This is a genomic window from Bradyrhizobium sp. GW821-FHT13H05, assembly GCF_058804065.1.
In genome coordinates this window covers 357951-377694 of record NZ_JBXAPO010000005.1, presented here as the reverse complement: position 1 = coordinate 377694, position 19744 = coordinate 357951, and the positions used below count along the sequence as shown (strand labels likewise).

The following is a 19744-nucleotide window of genomic DNA, read 5'->3' as shown; positions in this document are numbered from 1 at the left end:
CGATGATACCGATGCGATGGCTAACAGCCGGTAAATTGACCCGCGAATCAGCTTTGGGGCGGCGGGACGTTGGCAAGATACCAGTCGCGCAAATGGCCCAGCGCCGGATGCGCGAGCGAACGCTGAAGGTAGGTCCAGATCCGCGGCTGGTGGCGCAGATAGTGCGGCTTACCGTCGCGGCGGTTGAGCCGGGCGAAGGTGCCGAGCAGGCGGGTGTTCCGCTGTGCCGACATGATGGCGTAGAGCTCGGCGAAGCCAGCCGGGTCGAAGCTCGCATCGTCGGCACGCCGCGCCTTGATGTAGCGCGATAGCAGCGTCAGCTCGATGTTCTCGGGCACGTCGATGCGGGCGTCCTGGAGCAGCGAGACGACATCGTAGGATTTCGGCCCCAGTACCGTGTCCTGAAAATCGATCACACCGACGCGTTCGATGCCGGTGCGCATTCCGAGCCAGATCAAATTGGGCGAGTGATAGTCGCGGATGATCCACGTCTTCGGCGCGGCCAGCGGCTTCTTCAGCAGCTCGCGCCACATCGCGAAAAATTCGGCGCGCTTCTCATCGCTCAGCGGCGCGTTGCGATCAGGCAGATACCATTCCGGCATCAGCCCGATTTCGATCAGCATCGCATCAATGTCGAAGACGGGGATATCGTAGATCTGATCCGTAAGCGGCAGCGTCCCCGGCAGCGTCTTGCTGTGGAGCAAGGCGAGCACATCGGTCGCGGCCTCGTAGCGGTCTGGAATCGGTCGCGGCGGGTCGCCTTCGATCACGCCCTCGCTGCCAAAATCCTCGCTGATCAGAAAGCCGTGGTCGAGATCGAAATGGTGGATCGCGGGCGCCGAGATTCCTTGCGCACGCAGACCTTCGTCGATGGCGACGAAGGGCTTGACGTTCTCGGCGAGATGAACCGCGGCGCTGTAGGATTTTCCATTGTACATCGCAGCGCCATCGGGGCGCTGCGGAGAGTTCATGAGGATGACAATCTCGTCGTCGCGCAGCAGCCGCGCATAGGATCGCGTCGATGCATCGCCGGCCATGCGCCGTCGCGTCGCGTCAATATAGCCGGATGCGTCGAGGAATTCGCGCAGGGCCTTCAGCCGCGCGACCGTCGCAGCGGCTTTGCCGTAACCGGTGACGTCGGCCGCGCGCGCATTCGAGCCCAGCGCCGGCCGGTGCGTCAGCGCGATGTCGATGCGATCCCCAGGCATCGCCGACGGCGCGCGCTCCGGCCATTCGATCAGCATGAGCGTGGCATCGGGGAGCGGCGACAGCCCGATCTCCTCGAGTTCGTTCTCGTCCTCGACGCGGTAGAGATCGGCGTGCATCACGGGGAAGGGCGGCAGCTCGTAACCCTGCACCAAGGTGAAGGTCGGGCTCGGCACTTCCAGCTCTTCGTCGCCGGCGAGGTAGCGGATCAGGCTGCGCGCCGCCGCGGTCTTGCCGGCGCCGAGATCGCCGGTGAGGGTGATGACATCGCCGGGGCCGACCAGCAGCGCGAGGTCGGCCATCAATTGCGCAGTCGCCGTCTCGTTGTGGAGCGCGACGGAGAATGTGGTGGGCGCGTTCATTCGGCGGCGTCGCGACGCGCCGCCTGGTCGGTCGGGAAGTCGCAGATCACGACCGTGCCGCGGCCGACGATCGAATCCACCCGCACCTTGCCGCCATGCAGCTCGACGAAGGAGCGCACCAGCGACAGGCCGAGCCCGGCGCCGCGGTGACGCGACCCCTGTGAGCGGCTTTCGAACCAGTTGAACACCTTGTCCTTCATGTCGGCGGGTATTCCAGGCCCGGAATCTGTCACGGTGAAGACCACACTGTGCTCGGTGCGGCGCGCGCTGATGCCGACGGTGGAATCCTGTGGAGAAAACCCGACGGCGTTGGCGAGCAGGTTATAGAGCACCTGTACCACGCGCTTCTCGTCGCCGGTGAAGCTGCCGATATCGGGCGCGATCTCGACCTTGAGGCGGATGCGGTCGGTGGCGAGCCGGTCCTGGATTCCTTCTGCGGCCAGCTCGATGGTCTTGCTGACGTCGACGGGGCCGAGTTCCAGCTTCATCGCGCCGGCGTCGATGGTGGCGAGATCGAGGATGTTGTTGGTCAGCGCCAGCAGCGCGTTGGTCGATTTGGTGACGTAGTCGAGATATTCGGCCTGTTTCGGCGTCAGCGGCCCGGTCGAGGGATCGCTGAGGAAATGCGCGAAGCCGATGATGGTGGTGAGCGGCGAGCGCAGCTCGTAGGAGACGTGGTGGACGAAATCCACCTTCATCTGGTCGGCGGTCTCCAGCGCCTCGTTGCGCTCGCGCAGCGCGCGCTCGACATTCTCGGTGTCGGTGATGTCCTGGAATGTCAGCATGGTGGCGCCGTCGTGCAGGGGCCGGATCATGCCGTCGAGCACGCTGCCGTCCTTGCGCTCCAGCTTGAGCGGCACGTCGGCGCGGCTCTCGATCGAGGTGACGGCTTCGCGGATCTGGCGCCAGACCACGGGGTCGTCGAACAGCTGGTGGCACCAGCCTTCGACGGTCTGGATGTGCGGCTCGTCGCGCATGGCGTCGGCGGACAGCTTCCACATCCGGACGAAGGCCGGGTTGAACAGCTGCGCCTTGCCGTTGCTGCCGAACACCGCGACGCCCTCGGCCAGACTGTCCAGCGTCTCGCGCTGAACGCGGATCATGCCGTCGAAGCGGCGGGCGAGGTCGAGGCTCTCGGTGACGTCGTCGAACAGATAGGTGACGCCGCCTTCGGGATTCGGCGTGGTGACGACCGAGAGCGCGCGGCCGTCGGGCAGGTACCAGGTGTCCTTGGCGGCCTCGACGGCGCGATAGGCCTCGTGCAGCTTGGCCTTCCAGGCGCGGAAATCCGGCTGCTCCTGCAATTTGCGCCCGGCGCGCAGCTGATCGAGCACGCTGGAATCATCGGGATGCGCGTCGAGGAAGGTGCGGTCGAGGTCCCACAGCCGCCGGTAGGAATCGTTGTAGAAGGCAAGACGCCGCTGGCCGTCGAACACGGCAACGCCCGACGACAGCTGGTCGAGCGTGCGGCGATGCGCTTCCGCCATCCGCACCAGCGCCGAGCTCAGCCCATCCGCCTCGCTGGCGTCGATCGCGACGCCGACACTGCCGCTGCCGACATTGACGGCGCGCACGTCGTAGATGCGCCGTTCGCCGCCGATCACGATCGGCAGCCGCGCGTTGAAATGGGCGGCGTCCTTCAGGCCCCGCTCCATCGCGGTGCGGTCGGCGCTGTCGAGCAGCTCGAGCTTGCGTTCCTGGGCGTCGCTGACGCTGTTGGCTTCGGTCGCGCGCACATAGGCCGGATTGGCGAAAGTCAGCGCGCCGTTCTCGGCCTTGGCCCAGATCGGCCAGGGAGCGGCAGCCGCAAAGCCGCGCAGCATCTCGGTCTCGTCGAGCAGCGCCTTGTGGCGCAGGCTGGTCTCGGCGAGTTCGCGCCGCAGGCCGGAGAGTTCGCGAATCCTGACAATGGCCTGGCCGCCGATGGCGCGGCCGATCGCCTCGAGCGTGTGGCCATGCGCGGTGGTCAGCGTCAGCTGGAACCCGTCGCCGCGGTCGCGCAGCGCATCGACGGCGTGGTCCATCTGCAGCGCGGGTTCCGGCGGCAGCCAGGTTCCGAATGCCAGCACGCGCTGCGGAGATGAGTCGCGCGGCAGCACCATCGAGACGTCGCCGGAAATCTGCGCGCGGTTGTCACCGGCCGGCCAGGAGATCAGGATCTGCGGCTCGGCGAACAGCAGCGCGCCGAAGCGGTCGGCCTGGAGTTGCAGTTCCCCGATCCGCGCCCGCAACCGCGCCTCGGTCTTCGCCCTGCCCACGCGCGTGCGCATCAACAGGATCGCAGCCACGACCGAGAAGCCGAGCAGCGCCAGCGCAGTGGCAAGCACCGCGAGTTCCTGCCGGTTGAAGTCCAGCAATATCGAGAGTGTGTCGACGAGGTCGGCGGCCTCAGCCGGCGCAGCCGGCAGCAGCGCTGCGAGAGCGCCTCCCAGCAAGCCGTTGCGCACGAGCGATGTGCACGACAGCAGCGTCCGACGCATCGACACGATCACGCCTGACATAGTTGCCCCAAGACCGCACGAATTGACGCGCCGCGACCCCCGTCGCGCGCGAATCAAAGGACAATACCCTCACCGCGACTCCACCGGTAAGAGTCCAGATCGTGAACGCAAAGGCGGCCCCAAAAAAATGCGGGGCGCGCTGTTCCAGTCGCACGTAGTTCTTCGGGATGATTCGGCTGGAGCTGCCGTGCGTTGGTGCGTCACACGAATCGCGTGCCGCGAAGCAGGTGCGCTCCCTCCCCCGCCTGCGGGGGAGGGTCGGGGAGAGGGTGCCTCTGCCACGGGACAATCCCCCAGAGGAAAGAACCCTCACCCGGCGCTTCGCGCCGACCTCTCCCGCAAGCGGGAGAGGTGAAGCCAACTCGCAGCTCGGCTACCGGCCGGTCGAGCCGAAACCGCCGGCGCCGCGATTGGTCGCGGACAATGTTGCGACCGGAACCAGCGTGGCCTGCAACACGGGCGCGATCACCATCTGCGCGATGCGCTCGCCGCGCTTGATCACGAAGGGGGTCGCGCCGTGGTTGATCAGGATCACCTTGATCTCGCCGCGGTAATCCGCGTCGATGGTTCCCGGCGAATTCAGCACGGTGACACCGTGCTTGGCGGCCAGCCCGGAGCGCGGCCGCACCTGCGCCTCGTGCCCGGGCGGCAGCGCGATCGCAAGGCCCGTCGGCACCAGCGCATATTGGCCGGCGGCGAGCGTCAGCGGCTCGCTGTCCGGCACCGCGGCCATCAAATCGAGGCCGGCGGCATCGAGGGTCTGATAGGCCGGCAGCGGCAGGCCCTCGGCGTGGGCCAGTTGCTGCAATTCGACCGTGATTGTCGTGCTCAAGATGCGGACTCCCGGGATTTGTCGGTCACGCTCTTTGCGACATGCGCGACCAGTTCGATGGCGACCTGTTCCTTGGTCATCACCGGCCAGGAATCAACAATGATCTCGCCGTTCTTCTCAGCATTCTTGCTGATGAGGTGGACGGTGTTGCGGTCACCGCCCATCACGCCGGTCGCCGGCGAGACGTCGTTGGCGACGATCCAGTCGCAGCCTTTGCGCGCGAGCTTGGACTTGGCGTTGTCGATGAGGTGCTCGGTCTCGGCGGCAAAGCCGATCACCAGCGGCGGGCGCCTGTCGGTCAATTTCGAGATCGTGGCGAGGATGTCGGGGTTCTCAACCAGCTGAAGCGGCGGCATGCCGGCCGAGGTCTTCTTCAGCTTCTGCTCGCCCTCACTGGCGACGCGCCAGTCGGCGACCGCGGCGGCGAAGATCGCGATGTCGACCGGCAGCGCGGCCTGCACCTGCTCCAGCATCTGCCGCGCGGATTCGACGTGCTTCACCGTGACGCCGGCGGGATCGCTGAGATCGACCGGGCCGCTCACCAAAACCACTTCCGCGCCTGCGGCTTGCGCGGCGGCGGCGATGGCAAAGCCCTGCTTGCCGGAGGAGCGGTTGGCGATGTAGCGCACTGGATCGATCGGTTCGTGCGTGGGACCTGCGGTGATCAGCACGCGCTTGCCGGCGAGCGGGCGCGGTACCGGCGGCCGCAGCAGGCGCTCGGCGGCGGTGGCGATCTCGATGGCTTCCGACATCCGCCCGACGCCCGCCTCGCCCGCCTCCGCCATCTCACCGGAATTGGGCCCGATCAGCACCACGCCGTCACGTTGAAGCTGTGCGACGTTGCGGCGCGTCGCGGCGTTATTCCACATCAGCGGGTTCATCGCCGGCGCCAGCAGGATTTTTCGGTTGGTCGCGAGCAGGATGGCGCTGGCGAGATCGTCTGCGTGACCGTTCGCCATCTTCGCCATCAGGTCGGCAGTCGCCGGCGCCACCACGATCATGTCGCACTCGCGCGCGAGTCGGATATGGCCGGCATCGAACTCGCTCTGCGGGTCGAACAGGTCAGTGTAGACGCGCTCGTGCGACAGCGCGCTCACGGCCAGCGGCGTGACGAATTGTTGTGCCGCCTTGGTCAGCACGCAGCGGACCTCGATGCGGCGTTCCTTCAGCCGGCGGATCAGGTCGAGCGACTTATAGGCCGCGATCCCGCCGCCGATGATCAGGGTGACGCTGGCCTCGGGAAGCGCGCCGGTACGCTGCGGCGTGGGGGCGGTGGATGCCGCGGGCGGTACCGCAAACGGTGTCAGCGGCTCCTCGCGGCCCTCGATCAGCTCCCGCAGGATGACCCGGACCTCTTCCTCGACCGATCTGTGGTTCTTGGCCGAACGCAGCCGCAGATAGGTTTTGACGTGTTCGTCGAGCTTACGGATGGTCAGGCTCGCCATGACGCCCTCCAGCACGGAATGATAGCGATGCTATCAAGCAAGTGATTGCAGTGCAATCACAAATTCCGGACGGCGATCAGGATCCCGATGAAGGTCGCGGCGATGATCCAGAGCGCCACGGTGCGCCAGCGATTCTTGCGGCCTTCGCTGCGGCCCATGGCCGCGATGCTCTCCGGCGACAGCCGGATGCCGTCCCGCGTCATGGCTTCGAGCTGCTCGAGCACCGCGACGGAGCGTTGGGCGATATCGGGCAGGCGCATCAGCACGCGGGCGAGATCGCCGCCGCCGGCAAGCGCGCCCTGCACCCGGCCGATCGGTCCGAGATTGCGCTCGATCCATTCGCGCACCACGGGGTCGGCGACCTTCCAGATGTCGAGCTTGGGATCGAAGCCGCGCGCGACGCCCTCGACCACCACCATGGTCTTCTGCAGCAGGATCAGCTCGGGCCGCGTCGTCATGTCGAACAGGCCGGTGACCTCGAGCAGCAGGGTCAGGAGCCGCGCCATCGAGATCTCTTCCGCCGTGCGGTTGTGAATCGGCTCGCCGATGGCGCGGATGGCCTGCGCGAAATTCTCGACGGAATGATGCGCGGGCACATAGCCCGCCTCGAAATGCACTTCCGCCACGCGGCGATAGTCGCGGGTGATGAAGCCGAGCAGGATTTCGGCGAGGAAGCGCCGCTCCTTCATGCCGAGCCGGCCCATGATGCCGAAATCGACCGCGACGAGGCGGCCGGCATCGTCCAGGAACAGATTGCCCGGATGCATGTCGGCGTGGAAGAAGCCGTCGCGCAGCGCGTGGCGCAGGAAACTCTGGATCACCTTGCGGCCGAGATCGGGCAGGTCGACCTGCGACTCTTCGAGGCGCTTGTGATCGTTCAGCGCGATGCCGTCGATCCACTCCATCGTCAGCACGTTGTGCGTGGTGCGGTCCCAATCGACTTCAGGCACGCGGAAATCGGGATCGCCCTGCGTGTTCTCCGCCATCTCCGACAGCGCGGCCGCTTCCAGCCGCAAATCCATCTCCATCGCGACCGAGCGCGACATGGTGTTGATGACCTCGATCAGGCGCAGCCGCCGCGCCTCGGACGAATAGGCCTCGGCCTTGTGCGCGACGAAGAAGAAATCGGAGAGGTCGCGGCGGAAGCGCGAGGCGACGTTGGGCCGCAGCACTTTCACGGCGACCGCCTTGCTGATGCCGTCGCGCAGCACCTCGCCGCGATGCACCTGCGCGATCGAGGCGGCCGCGACCGGCGGACCGAGCTTGGCGAACACGTCCGTGAGCGGCCGCTCCAGCGAGGTCGCGATCGCAGCTTCCGCCTCGGCTTGCGAAAACGGCGGCAGGCGATCCTGCAGGCTTTCCAGGTCGCGCGCCATGATGACGCCGACGACGTCGGGTCGCGTGGCCAGGAATTGTCCGAGCTTGAGATAGGCCGGGCCCATCCGGGTCAGCGCACGCGACATCCGGGGCCCATCCTTGGGGCCGCGCCGTTCGACGATGCGCGCAAGCTTCAGCGCGAGTTGCCCGGGCGGCGGCACCAGGCTCGGATCGACCGAGCCGAACACGCCCTCGCGCGCGAACACGAACGCAGCGCGCATCAGGCGCGCAGTGTGGGTGATGGCAGAAATCACAAACGCCAGCCCGAATGCAGTGCGACGATGCCGCCGGACAATGTCTGCCAGCTCACGCGGGAAAAGCCGGCGTTGCGGATCATGTCGGCGAAGGCGTTGGGTTTTGGAAACTTGCGGATCGATTCGACCAGATATTGGTAGGATTCGGCATCGCCCGTGATCATCCGGCCGAGCGGCGGGATCACCTTGAACGAGAACAGGTCATAGAGCCGGTCGAGCCCGGGCATCTCGACGGTCGAGAACTCCAGGCACAGGAAACGGCTGCCGGGCTTGAGCACGCGATAGGCCTCGCGCAGCGCAAGGTCGATCTGCGGCACGTTGCGGATGCCGAAAGCGATCGTATATGCGTCGAAGCTGCGGTCGGCAAAGCTGAGCGCCTCGGCATTGCCTTCGACGAAATCGACCTGGGTCTCGAGATGACGCTTGGCGGCGCGCTCACGGCCGACGGCGAGCATGTCGGAATTGATGTCGCAGACCGTGGCGTGGAAGCCGGGGCCTGCCGCCTTGGCGGCGCGGAACGAGATGTCGCCGGTGCCGCCGGCAACGTCGAGCAACGCGAATGGCTGGTTGCCCCTGGGCGGGTTGAGGGCGTTGATCATGATGTCCTTCCAGACCCGGTGCAGGCCTCCGGACATCAAATCGTTCATCAAGTCATAGCGCGACGCCACGCTGTGAAACACATCGTTCACCAGCGTCTGCTTGTCCCCCAGGGGAACGTCTTTGAAGCCAAAATGCGTGGTTTCGCCCGGCCGATCCATTACTCTACTCCACAGGGCGGACCATAGCGCGCCCGCCGCAATGGCGCTATCACACCGCCCTCATAAGGTGAATGCCTGACCATGCCTGAATTGCCCGAAGTCGAGACCGTCCGCCGCGGCCTTCAGCCCGTCATGGAGGGCGCGAAAATCCTCGTCGCGGAGGCCCGCAGGCCCGATTTGCGCTTTCCGTTCCAGCCCGACTTCGTGGCCCGGCTCCAGGGGCAGGTCGTCACCGGGCTTGGCCGCCGTGCAAAATATCTCATGGCCGATCTCGCCTCCGGCGACGTGCTCTTGATGCATCTGGGCATGTCGGGCTCGTTCCGCGTCATCAAGCCGGATAATGCTTCGGCACCCGGCGAGTTTCACTATCCGAAGGGCAAAGACTCCACACACGACCACGTGCTGTTTCGGATGTCCTCGGGTGCGGACATCGTCTTCAACGATCCGCGCCGCTTCGGTTACATGAAAGTGATCGCGCGCAATGCGCTTGAGGATGAGCCGCTGCTGCGCGATCTCGGCCCCGAGCCGCTTGGCAACGAATTCGATGCGGCGATGCTGGCGCGGTCCTGCGAAGGCAAGACCACCAGCCTGAAGGCCGCGCTGCTCGACCAGCGCGTGGTGGCGGGGCTTGGCAACATCTATGTCTGCGAGGCGCTGCACCGCTCGCATCTGTCACCGCGCCGGATCGCCGCGACGCTATCGACGAAGAAGAGCGAACCGACAGACCATGCGAAGAGATTGGTTGGCGCGATTCACACCGTGCTGAACGACGCCATCAAGGCCGGCGGCTCGTCACTGCGCGACCATCGCCAGACCTCCGGCGAGCTCGGCTATTTCCAGCACTCGTTCAAGGTCTACGACCGCGAAGGCGAGACCTGCAAGACGCCAGGGTGCGGCGGCACGGTGAAGCGCTTTACCCAGAACGGGCGGTCGACGTTCTGGTGTCCGAAATGTCAGAAGTGAGGATGAGGCTCGAAGTCGCGAAGCGTTGAGTTTCCGCGAGGCGACGGACCCACCACGCGGGTCATTGCGAGCGCAGCGAAGCAATCCAGAATCTTTCCGCGGAGGGACTCTGGATTGCTTCGCTGCGCTCGCAATGACGCGTGGATGGAACGCGAAGCGAAGCAATCCGGCCGGGCTGGTGGCCGGATTGCTTCGTCGCTGGGGCCCTTCCGGATGGTGAAGGGCCGGCTGTCGTCTGAGCGATCGCCCCGCTCAGGACGCCAGTGTTTCGTCCGCCGCAAGCTCGGTGGCGACGTGCAGCATGCCGTCCGCGGCCGAGATGACCTGGTCGATCAGCACATTGGTCGTGGCTTCGAGCTCGAGCCGGGTCTCGATCCAGCGCCAGAGGCCGCGGATCTCGTCCGCCGACTTGCCGTTCGGCGCGAATTCGCTGACGGCGAGGCCGCTGGCGAGTGAGTCCTGGTGATCGTTGCGCATCACGATCAGCGGGCGCGCGAGCACCTCGGCGAGATCGAGCGCGGCTTCCTCCGCGAGCGTGTTGGCGGCGTTGTCGATGCGCTGGCCGCGGATCGGCGTCTGGTTCAGCACAAAGCTGTAGGGCCGCTTCCAAGCGCGCGCGACGCTGAGGGTGGAGACCGTCGCCTCGATGTCGGCGACGCTCGGGCGGGCCGGGATCAGGCAGAGATCGGAATGGCGGATCGCGGCGGTGGTGGCGGCGGACAGGCCGGCCGCGGTGTCGACGATCGCGAGCTGCAGGCCGCTCTCGGCCAGCATCTTCAGGCGCGGCTCGATATCGGCGGCCTGATAGATCGGCTCGACGACGAGATCATCGGTGCTGCGGCGGCGCTGCCAGTTGGACAGGGTGCCCTGCGGGTCGGTCTCGATCAGGCGGACGGTGAAGCCGGCCTGCTTGGCCGCCAGCGCGAGGCCGATGGCGAGGGTGCTCTTGCCACTGCCGCCCTTTTGGGTGGCGAGTACGATCGTGTGCATTTGAAGGTCAATCCTTTGGAGTGCTTGGGTCAGGAAAACGCCACGCGAACGTGCATCGCTTTGCGATGCTGAGCTCTTCTCGCTCAGGACGTGCCGGCCCGATCCAAAGGGGATCGCGGAGGTCCGAATCAACGGTAACAATGATGGCAGAATCGGGAATGCCAGCTAATCCGTACCATTACTGGACCCGTAATCGTGCGTGTGATGTGCTCGCCGCCGTGAATGAAGAGGGACAAGCGGCATGAGCGGAAACTGGCGCGACCGGACGGCAACCACATTTGACTGCCAGAAAATGCCCGCGGTCTCGAGCCGCGGCATGGTGGTCAGCAACCATCCGCTGGCCTCCAGCGCCGGCGCTGAGATGCTGGCCGCCGGCGGCAACGCCATCGATGCTGCGATCGCAACCCTGTTCACGCTGACCGTGGTCGAGCCGATGATGGTCGGCATCATCGGCGGCGGCATGGCGCATATCCGGCTCGCCGACGGCAGCCATCGTTTCATTGACGGCCAGAGCACCGCACCCGCTTCGGTGCGCGACACCACCTACACGTCGAAGCCGGGTTCGGCACATGACGTGTTCGACACCGTCGGTAACGAAAATCTCAACGGCCCGAAGGCGGTTGCGACGCCGGGCTCGCTGAAGGCCTGGTGCGAGACGCTGCGCCGGTTCGGCACCATGAGCCTCGCCGACGTCATGCAGCCCGCGATCAAGCATGCCGCGCGCGGCTATGCGGCGACGCCGTATCTGCACGAATGCATCAGCGAGTGCGCTGCCGAGATGCGCAAGGACAAGCCGATCGCGGCGGTCTTCTTGCCGAACGGCGAGCCGCTGAAGGTCGGCGAGCGCGTGGTGCAATCAGAATATGCCGAGACGCTCCGCACCATTGCCAATCACGGCGAGACCGCGCTCTACGAGGGACCGCTCGGCGACATCCTCGCAGACTACATGGAGAAGACCGGCGGCTTCATCCGCCGCAATGACCTCGCGAATTACAAGACCGTCGAGCGGCAGCCGATCCGCGCCGACTATCGCGGCTGGACCATTTTTGGCCCGCCGCCGCCCGCCGCTTCCGGCGTGCATATCGCGCAGATGCTGAACATTCTGGAAGGTTACGACATCGGCGGCCTCGGCTTCGGTACAGCGGAGACGATCCACTATCTCGCCGAGGTTCTGAAGATCGCCTTCGCCGATCGCGCCGCGGCCAGCGGCGATCCTGATTATGTCGGTGTGCCCGTGGAGAAGCTGACGTCTAAAGCTTATGCCGAGGAGCGCCGCCGCGCCATCGATCCGGTGCGTGCGCAGGCCTGGGGCGCCGGCGTGTCGCAGCTCGAAGGCGCGCACACCACGCACATGACCGCAGCCGACGCGTTCGGCAATGTGGTCGCGACCACCCAGACCATCAACAATCTGTTCGGCGCGAAGATCATGATCCCGGGGCTCGGTGCCATCGCCAACAATTACATGAACCTGTTCGACCCGCGTCCCGGCCATGCGCTGTCGCTCGCGCCGGGCAAGCGTGTGACGACCTCGATGTCGCCGATGATGGCGCTGCATGACGGCAAGCTGCGCTTTGCGCTTGGGCTGCCCGGCGGAAAGCGCATCTTCCCGAGCGCGATGCAGGCGCTGGTCAATCTGATTGACCACGGCATGAGCTTGCAGGAGGCGGTCGAGGCGCCGCGAGTCTGGACCGAGGGCAATGCGCTCGAGGTGGAGCAGAAGGTGCCGGAGGCCGTGCGTTTGAGGCTCGCTGCGCTCGGTCACAAGGTGCAGCCCGTCGCGACGGTCGCCGGCGGCATGAACGGCATCGCTTTCCACGACGACGGCACCATGACTGGCGCCGCCTGCTGGCGCGCGGATGGGACGCCGGTTGGAATTTCCGGTGGCCTCGCGCGCAGTGGTGTGCGGTTCAGGCTGAGTTAGTGGAGTGTTCCTAGGACGCTCTGGCGGTTTTTGAGCTTCGTTGGCAATTTTTGGACAAAGGCATTCGCTGGTTTCCGGCAGATGTCGCATGCCCGGCCTGATCGAGCGGATGACGACATGAGTCGTGCGCTGTATGCTACGCAACTCTGACGACGGGGTTGTCGGTCGGTGTTCGGGTAAGGTTGCGCGTATGGGTGGAGATGGAGTCAGCGATTTCCTGGCCGGGGGCGGCGAAATGGGCGCTTTGGTGCGAGCGTTCGACTGGTCGAAAACGTCGGTAGGCTCTCCGGAAACCTGGCCCCAAAGTCTTCGCGTTACCGTCCGGCTCGTTCTGACCTCGCGCCACCCGATGTTCATCTGGTGGGGGCCAGACCTCATCCAGTTTTACAACGATGCTTACCGGGAGACGATGGGGCCGGAGCGGCACCCGAGCGCCCTGGGAGCACGGGGCCGCGAGTGCTGGGCCGAGATCTGGGACATCATTGGTCCGCAGATCGAGTACGTCATGTCGGGCCAGGGTGCGACCTGGAACGAGGACCAGCTTGTGCCGGTGACGCGTCATGGTCGTCGCGAGGACGTTTGGTGGACGTATAGCTATGGTCCAATCGACCTCGAAGACAAGGTTGGCGGCGTGCTTGTCGTCTGCAGAGATGTCACGTCCGAGCATACGGCAAGGGAAGCGCTGGGCCTCATCAATGAGGAGCTGAAGCACCGCGTCAAGAATACGCTTGCGGTCCTGAGCGCGGTCGCTGCCCAGACATTTCGCGAGCCATCCAGCAGAGCGGATCTCGAAAAGTACCAGGCGCGACTTGGCGCGTTCGGCCGCGCGCATGACCTGTTGACCGCCGCAAATTGGGCTGCCGCGCCCCTTCGGGATGTGGTCGACACCGCTCTCATGCCCTATCGGACAGGCGAAGGCCGCTTCACGGTTTCCGGTCCGCCACTCGTCGTCAAATCGCGACAGGCTCTCGGTCTGTCCCTTGCGATCCACGAACTCGCGACCAACGCTTTGAAGTACGGCGCCCTGACCGTGGCGAGCGGCCGCGTGTCGATTACATGGACATGCGTGGATCAGGACGGAGCGCCAAAATTCGTTTTCGCCTGGCAGGAATTTGGCGGGCCCATGGCGTCGAAGCCGTCCCGCGTGGGCTTTGGTTCACGCCTCATCTCCCGGGTGCTGGAAGACGATTTTGGAGGGCCCGTCGACGTTTCCTATGATTCGACCGGTCTCGTTTGCCGCCTGACCGCCCCCCTCGAAAATCTGGCAAACGCGAAAGGCTCGTGAGCCGGAGCGGAAGCAGCGTGGCGCGGCGGCGCGACATTTTGTTTGCTGCACGCGTCGAGACAGGAGAGGAAGCGCGGGCGTGGTCCGAATTACTTCCGCACGCAGATCACGCGGACGACCGCGGCTCTTGCATCGGTCGACGCGCCACTCGCCGCAACGCCGTTCGCTTTCAGAAAATCGCGCACCGTCTCCGCGGACACGATTACGGCCTGTGACGCCGGCACCGCTGTCGCGGGTCCCGCGACCAGCGCCGGCTTCAACAGCGCGACGCCGGCGAACTTGCCGTCGGCGTCGATTGCGGGGCCACCTGAAAATCCAACCGCCGGCGCCGGCGACAGCGCCGAATCGCTTGATGTCACCGGCGCGAGCGCGCCCTTGACGCTCGACACGCCCGCCGCGCCGCCCTGGCTCTGCGGATCGGCAATGCCGACGACATCGACACTCGTCTTGCCTGCGCCGCCGACGAGGCTGAGCGGCTTCAATCCGCGCGCGCCGTAGATGTGCAGCAGCGCGAGGTCGTGCTCCTTGTCCTCGGCGAGGCGGTCGGCACTGCCGTAGCCGGCGATGGTGATCGCAAGACAGCCGTCGGTGACGAGGCGGTCGGTAAGGATTGCACCGTCATCGCTGACGACAATGCCGGTGCCGTATTCGACGGTCTTGCGCGGTGCTGGTCCGGCTTGTGGTCCTGACGGAAAGCCATTGAACGCGCTCGACATCGCGATCACGACCGGCTCGACCGTGTTCTCGGTCGCCTGGTCGTAGAGGATCGTCATGATGCGGACCTCGTCGCCTTTGAAGGTGCCGCGCACGTAGAATTTCTTGAGGCCCTGCAATCCCGACAGCACGAAGAAGTCGGGCTTCACCACGGTGTAGTCGACCTTGCGCCCGGCCGGCTCCTTCTTCTCCGCGTCCGCGAGCTTTGCCGTGGTCGGGTTCACCTCCTTGCGGCGGCTGAGCAGCACCTGCACGGTTCCGGTCGGTGAGGTCCATTTCGAGCCGTTGGCGTCGGTCGTCTGCTGCGGCACCAGTTTTGAGGGAATGCCGAGCCGGGCGCCGCTGGTCATCTCCGTCACGATCTTCCAGCCGACGCTGTCCTGCTTGCGTCGCGCGGTCTCGGCGAGCGCGGCGCGCTCCTGCGGATTGAGCACGCCGGTCGGCTTGCCGCCCTTGAGCTTCTGATACTCCTTGATGGCGTCGACCATGCGCGCGCTGATATCGCCGGTGATGGCGCCGTTATACTGGCCGACCCAGGCGAGGTCGGACTGGAGCGCCAGCCGCTCGGCCTGCGCCATGGCGTCGGCTGTCTCCGACGGCGTCTGCAGGGCGGGCGGCTTGATTGGTACGGTCTGGACCGTCTTCGGCTTGGTGCCGGGGATCTGCGGCGTCGTCATCTGGGCGCTCGCGGCTGTGGCAGAAGCAAACATCAGTGTTGCCGCAAGCATCGATCTCATGACAAATCCAGCCAGCCCATTGAACGCAATGCCATTGAAGCACATCTCGTTGGTCGCGAACACTATTGGGGTGGTTCAGGAGTAAGAGAAGGTGCTGAGCCCGGACGAACTCGAACGCTATGCCCGCCATATCGTGCTGCGCGATGTCGGTGGTCCCGGCCAGGCCGCGCTGAAGCGCGCCTCCGCGCTGGTGATCGGCGCCGGCGGGCTCGGCGCGCCCGCCTTGATGTATCTGGCTGCCGCCGGCATCGGCACGCTCGGCGTGGTCGATGACGACGTGGTGTCGCTGTCCAATCTCCAGCGTCAGGTGATCCATACGACGCCCGATATCGGCCGGCACAAGGTCGAGAGTGCCGCCGAACGGATCACAGCGCTCAATCCACATGTCCGCTTCGTCGGCCACGCCACCTGGCTCAACGCCGACAATGCGCTGTCGCTGATCGGCGACTACGACCTCGTGCTCGACGGTTCCGACAATTTCTCGACGCGCTATCTGGTCTCGGATGCCTGCTTCTTCGCGAAGCGCCCGCTGATCACCGCAGCGCTCGGCACCTTCGATGGCTCGCTCACCACCATCCGCGCGCATGAGACCAACGAGCAGGGCGTGTTCAATCCGACCTATCGCTGCCTGTTTCCGGAAGCGCCGCCGCCCGGCACCGTGCCGGCCTGCGCCGAAGCCGGCGTCATGGGCGCGCTCGCGGGCGTGATGGGCTCGATGATGGCGCTCGAGGCGATCCGCGAGATCGTCGGCTTTGGCGACGGCCTGGTCGGCCGCCTCCTGATGATCGATGCGCGCGCGATGCGCTTCGAGACGCTGCGCTACGCGCGCGACCCGGCCAATCCGCTCAATGGCGATGGGCCTGTGGTCACCGACCTCAGCGCCCATCGCACTTGATTGCAGCAGTTACGCGCTGGCCGGCTTCTCGCTGTCGAGATGCGCCATCTGCTCGGCCGCGTAGCGCGTGCCGGCGGCGACATTTGGCGGGAAGGCTTTTGCCAGCACCGCAAGATGCGCCGGCGTCAGCGTCACCTTGGTTGATCCGAGCGCCTCGCTGAGACGGTTGCGGTTGCGTGCACCGACCAGCGGGATGATCTCCTTGCCCTGCGCTGCCACCCAGGCGATTGCGACCTGCGCCGGCGTTGCGCCGATTTCGCTGGCGATCGCGCGCAGCTGCTCCACCAGCGCGAGATTGGCGTCGAGATTGGCGCCCTGGAAGCGCGGCGTCATCAGCCGGTAGTCGCGGCCGGCCTTTCCAGAATCCTTCGACCAGTGGCCGCTGATCAGGCCGCGCGCCAGCACGCCATAGGCGGTGATGGCGATGCCGAGCTCGCGGCAGGTCTTCAAAATGTCGCGCTCGATGCCGCGCTCGATCAGCGAGTACTCGATCTGGAGATCGACGATCGGATGCACCGCATGTGCGCGGCGGATGGTGTCGGAGCCGACTTCGGACAGGCCGATATGTTTGACGTAGCCGGCCTTCACGAGGTCGGCGATACCGCCAATCGTTTCCTCAATGGGAACGTTGGGATCGAGCCGCGCCGGACGGTAGACGTCGATGTAGTCGGTGCCCAGTCGCTGTAGCGAGTAAGCGAGGAAGTTTTTGGTCGCAGCTGGCCTCGTGTCCATGCCGGCGAACTCGCCGGCGGGGCCGCGCAGCGCGCCGAACTTCACGCTGATCTGCACCTTGTCGCGCGGAATATCTTTCAGCGCCTCGCGGACCAGCATTTCATTGTGGCCCATGGTGTAGAAATCACCGGTGTCGAGCAGCGTGATGCCGGCGTCGAGCGCCGCATGGATGGTGGCGATGCTCTCGCCGCGATCGGACGGGCCATAGGCGTCCGACATCGCCATGCAGCCGAGGCCAAGGGCGGAGACGGTGGGGCCGGTTGAACCGAGTTTGCGCTGTTCCATGATGGCTCTCCTCAAGTAGGCGGCGGATGGCGCCGCGTGACGAGGCCAGATATGCGCCCGGTCGATTGCGCCGATAAGCTGGACAATCTGGAATACCTTGTTCACATTAGCGAACAATGGCTGATCCTGATCTGCGCGATCTCGACGTCTTCGTGGCGATCGCCCGCACCCGCAATTTCCGCCGTGCGGCGGTCGAAATTCGCGTGTCGGTGTCGAGCCTTAGCCAGCGGCTGCGGGACCTTGAGGAGCGTCTCGGCGTCCGGCTGATGAACCGTACCACCCGCAGCGTGGCGCTGACCGAGGCGGGTGAGCTGCTGCTGTCGCGCGTCGCCCCGGCGCTCCGCGACGTCGGCGATGCCCTGGATCAGGTCCGGGGCCTGCGCGAGGTCGCGTCGGGCCGCCTGCGCATCAATGCGCCGCCGCCAGCGGTTGATCTCGTGCTGGCCCCGATGGTCGGTCCGTTTCTGGACGCGCATCCCCAGGTCGAGCTCGACATCGTGTCCGAGAGCGGCTTCGTCGATATCGTCAGCGCGGGCTTCGACGCCGGCGTGCGCTACGGCGAACATCTTGCACAGGACATGGTGGCGATCCCGTTGAGCGGTCCGCAGAGCTATGTCGTGGTGGCGTCGCCTGCTTACGTCGCGCGCCGCGGCAGGCCGAAGCATCCGAAGGACCTGCTCGACCATGATTGCATCCGGGCCCGCTACTCGAGCGGTGTCATGCATGATTGGGAATTCGAGAAGTCCGGCCAGATCATGAAAGTCGATCCGCCTGCAAAACTGATCTCGACAAACATGGGCCTTGCGATGCGCGCTGCGCTCGACGGGGTCGGCATCTGGGCGACCATCGGTGGTTATGTCCATGACGCCGTGAAGTCCGGCGCGCTGGTGAGCTTGATCGAGGATTGGTGCGAGCCGTTTCCGGGCCCGTTCCTGTATTATCCGAGCCGGCGCCAGGTGCCGCCGGCGCTGCGCGCCTTCATCGATTTCGTCGCCGACTGGCGCAAACGCGAAACGCGCGGACCGTAGACCCTCATGGTGAGGAGGCGCGAAGCGCCGTCTCGAACCATGTAGGCCCATCTCTCACCCGCGGCCATCCTTCGAGACGCCCGCTCTGGCGGGCTCCTCAGCATGAGGATGGAGAGTGACGCGGCTGGTTAGGCCTAGAGCATGCTCGGCAGCACGCGGTCCGGCGGCTTGTGGGCGTCGAGGAAGGTGCGGATATTGATGATCACCTTCTCGCCCATCTCGACGCGGCCTTCGATCGTGGCCGAACCCATATGCGGCAGCAGCGTCACCTTGCCGGCCTTGGCAAGCCGCACCAGCTTGGGGTTCACCGCGGGCTCGTGCTCGTAGACGTCGAGGCCGGCGCCGGCGATCTCGCCGGCTTCGATCAGCTTGATCAGCGTGTCCTCGTCGGTCACTTCGCCGCGCGCGGTGTTGACGATGTAGGCGTCCTTTCGGATCAGCTTCAGCCGCCGCGCCGAGAGCAGATGATAGGTCGCCGGCGTGTGCGGGCAGTTCACCGAGATGATGTCCATCCGCGCCAGCATCTGGTCGAGGCTTTCCCAATAGGTCGCGCCCAGCTCTTCGGCGATGACAGGCGCGACAGGACGGCGGTTGTGATAGTGGATCTGCAGGCCGAAGGCGCGGGCGCGGCGCGCCACGGCCTGGCCGATGCGGCCCATGCCGATGATGCCGAGACGTTTTCCCCCGATACGGTGGCCGAGCATCCAGGTCGGCGACCAGCCGGGCCACGGCTTTCCTTCCGTCAGGATCGAGGCGCCTTCGATCATCCGGCGCGGCACCGCCAGGATCAGCGCCATGGTCATGTCGGCGGTGTCTTCGGTCAGAACTTTTGGCGTGTTGGTGACGGTGATGCCGCGGGCATGCGCGGCCTCGACGTCGATATTGTCGACGCCGTTGCCGAAATTGGCGATCAGGCGCAGCTTGCAGTCGGGCTGGTTGACGATATCAGCGGTGATGTGGTCGGTGACGGTCGGCACCAATATGTCGGCGGTGCGCGCGGCTTCCGCGATCTGCTCGGCGGACATCGGCGTGTCCTCGAGATTGATGCGTGCGTCGAACAGCTCGCGCATCCGCGTCTCGATCGAATCCGGCAGCTTGCGCGTCACGACGACGAGGGGCTTTTTCTTCACCGACATGTCCTGCTCTCATGAGGCGTCGCAAACCGCCTCTGTCGCCAAAGGCCGGCCGTTGAGGTCTCATTAACCCGGTTGTTCGACACTGCCCTTGCCGTGTCGTCCCCGGCGTTTCCTTCAAGCTCTCCCGACATTTCCGGCCGGAAAATCGGGGCAAACTGGTTGTTCAGATGTCCATCCTTCCTAGCAGAAGGCCGGGCCAAGACAAGAACCACGGGTTGAGGCTTGGCGGAACATCCGCGTGGGGCGGGTCAGGGACGTGGACGGCTGGGGTTTTTGGAATTTTGGGGTGAGGGTCCGGCGCGAGGCCGGATCTTCGACAGGAG

At 65.6% G+C, this 19744-nt stretch carries 15 protein-coding genes; 5 read left to right on the top strand and 10 right to left on the bottom strand.

Features of this window, described 5'->3' with window-relative positions; translation table 11 throughout:
* Positions 1–47: 47 nt before the first annotated feature.
* The 6 genes from tsaE to ubiE form a co-directional block, all read right to left on the bottom strand.
* Complete coding sequence (gene tsaE, locus AC1RR3_RS18455) at positions 48–1568, bottom strand: tRNA (adenosine(37)-N6)-threonylcarbamoyltransferase complex ATPase subunit type 1 TsaE (protein ID WP_492824537.1); 1521 nt, start codon at positions 1566–1568, stop codon at positions 48–50.
* Positions 1565–4069 (bottom strand): sensor histidine kinase, encoded by a 2505-nt coding sequence (locus AC1RR3_RS18450; RefSeq protein WP_492824536.1) that lies wholly within the window; start codon positions 4067–4069, stop codon positions 1565–1567. The genes tsaE and AC1RR3_RS18450 overlap by 4 nt, the downstream gene beginning before the upstream one ends.
* 373 nt (positions 4070–4442) lie before the next feature.
* The gene (gene dut, locus AC1RR3_RS18445; protein ID WP_492824535.1) at positions 4443–4901 is read right to left on the bottom strand and encodes a dUTP diphosphatase; all 459 of its coding nucleotides are present in this window, start codon (positions 4899–4901) and stop codon (positions 4443–4445) included.
* Positions 4898–6346, bottom strand: coding sequence for a bifunctional phosphopantothenoylcysteine decarboxylase/phosphopantothenate--cysteine ligase CoaBC (gene coaBC / locus AC1RR3_RS18440; RefSeq protein ID WP_492824534.1), 1449 nt, complete (start codon positions 6344–6346; stop codon positions 4898–4900). Before coaBC ends, dut begins: the two co-directional genes overlap by 4 nt.
* Positions 6347–6402: 56 nt before the next feature.
* Positions 6403–7977, bottom strand: a complete 1575-nt coding sequence (ubiB, locus tag AC1RR3_RS18435; protein WP_492824533.1) for a 2-polyprenylphenol 6-hydroxylase — start codon at positions 7975–7977, stop codon at positions 6403–6405.
* Positions 7974–8735 (bottom strand): bifunctional demethylmenaquinone methyltransferase/2-methoxy-6-polyprenyl-1,4-benzoquinol methylase UbiE, encoded by a 762-nt coding sequence (ubiE, locus tag AC1RR3_RS18430; protein WP_492824532.1) that lies wholly within the window; start codon positions 8733–8735, stop codon positions 7974–7976. Before ubiE ends, ubiB begins: the two co-directional genes overlap by 4 nt.
* Before the next feature lie 81 nt (positions 8736–8816).
* On the opposite strand from ubiE, the gene mutM reads away from it, so the two are divergent.
* Positions 8817–9698 carry a bifunctional DNA-formamidopyrimidine glycosylase/DNA-(apurinic or apyrimidinic site) lyase gene (gene mutM, locus AC1RR3_RS18425; protein WP_492824531.1) on the top strand — a complete coding sequence of 294 codons (882 nt, stop codon included), beginning with the start codon at positions 8817–8819 and terminating at the stop codon, positions 9696–9698.
* 252 nt (positions 9699–9950) lie between these two features.
* On the opposite strand, the gene AC1RR3_RS18420 is transcribed toward mutM, so the two are convergent.
* Positions 9951–10688 (bottom strand): nucleotide-binding protein, encoded by a 738-nt coding sequence (locus AC1RR3_RS18420; RefSeq protein ID WP_492824530.1) that lies wholly within the window; start codon positions 10686–10688, stop codon positions 9951–9953.
* A 241-nt stretch (positions 10689–10929) separates the two neighbouring features.
* Between AC1RR3_RS18420 and ggt the strand changes: the two genes are divergently transcribed.
* The gene (gene ggt, locus AC1RR3_RS18415) at positions 10930–12609 is read left to right on the top strand and encodes a gamma-glutamyltransferase (protein WP_492824529.1); all 1680 of its coding nucleotides are present in this window, start codon (positions 10930–10932) and stop codon (positions 12607–12609) included.
* 190 nt (positions 12610–12799) lie between these two features.
* Positions 12800–13894 (top strand): sensor histidine kinase, encoded by a 1095-nt coding sequence (locus AC1RR3_RS18410; RefSeq protein WP_492824528.1) that lies wholly within the window; start codon positions 12800–12802, stop codon positions 13892–13894.
* Between the two features lie 89 nt (positions 13895–13983).
* On the opposite strand, the gene AC1RR3_RS18405 is transcribed toward AC1RR3_RS18410, so the two are convergent.
* Positions 13984–15345, bottom strand: a complete 1362-nt coding sequence (locus tag AC1RR3_RS18405) for a serine protease (protein ID WP_492824527.1) — start codon at positions 15343–15345, stop codon at positions 13984–13986.
* Positions 15346–15436: 91 nt separating this feature from the next.
* On the opposite strand from AC1RR3_RS18405, the gene AC1RR3_RS18400 reads away from it, so the two are divergent.
* Positions 15437–16240: a HesA/MoeB/ThiF family protein gene (locus AC1RR3_RS18400; protein ID WP_492824526.1), complete on the top strand. Its 804-nt coding sequence runs from the start codon at positions 15437–15439 to the stop codon at positions 16238–16240.
* Positions 16241–16249: 9 nt separating this feature from the next.
* Here AC1RR3_RS18400 and AC1RR3_RS18395 read toward each other — a convergent pair whose 3' ends face one another.
* The gene (locus AC1RR3_RS18395; RefSeq protein WP_492824525.1) at positions 16250–17257 is read right to left on the bottom strand and encodes an aldo/keto reductase; all 1008 of its coding nucleotides are present in this window, start codon (positions 17255–17257) and stop codon (positions 16250–16252) included.
* Between the two features lie 116 nt (positions 17258–17373).
* On the opposite strand from AC1RR3_RS18395, the gene AC1RR3_RS18390 reads away from it, so the two are divergent.
* Positions 17374–18285, top strand: coding sequence for a LysR family transcriptional regulator (locus tag AC1RR3_RS18390; RefSeq protein ID WP_492824524.1), 912 nt, complete (start codon positions 17374–17376; stop codon positions 18283–18285).
* A 134-nt stretch (positions 18286–18419) separates the two neighbouring features.
* Here the strand turns inward: AC1RR3_RS18390 and AC1RR3_RS18385 are convergent, their stop codons facing one another.
* Entirely contained in the window at positions 18420–19421 is a 1002-nt protein-coding gene (locus tag AC1RR3_RS18385) for a 2-hydroxyacid dehydrogenase (protein ID WP_492824523.1), read from the bottom strand.
* Positions 19422–19744: the final 323 nt, after the last annotated feature.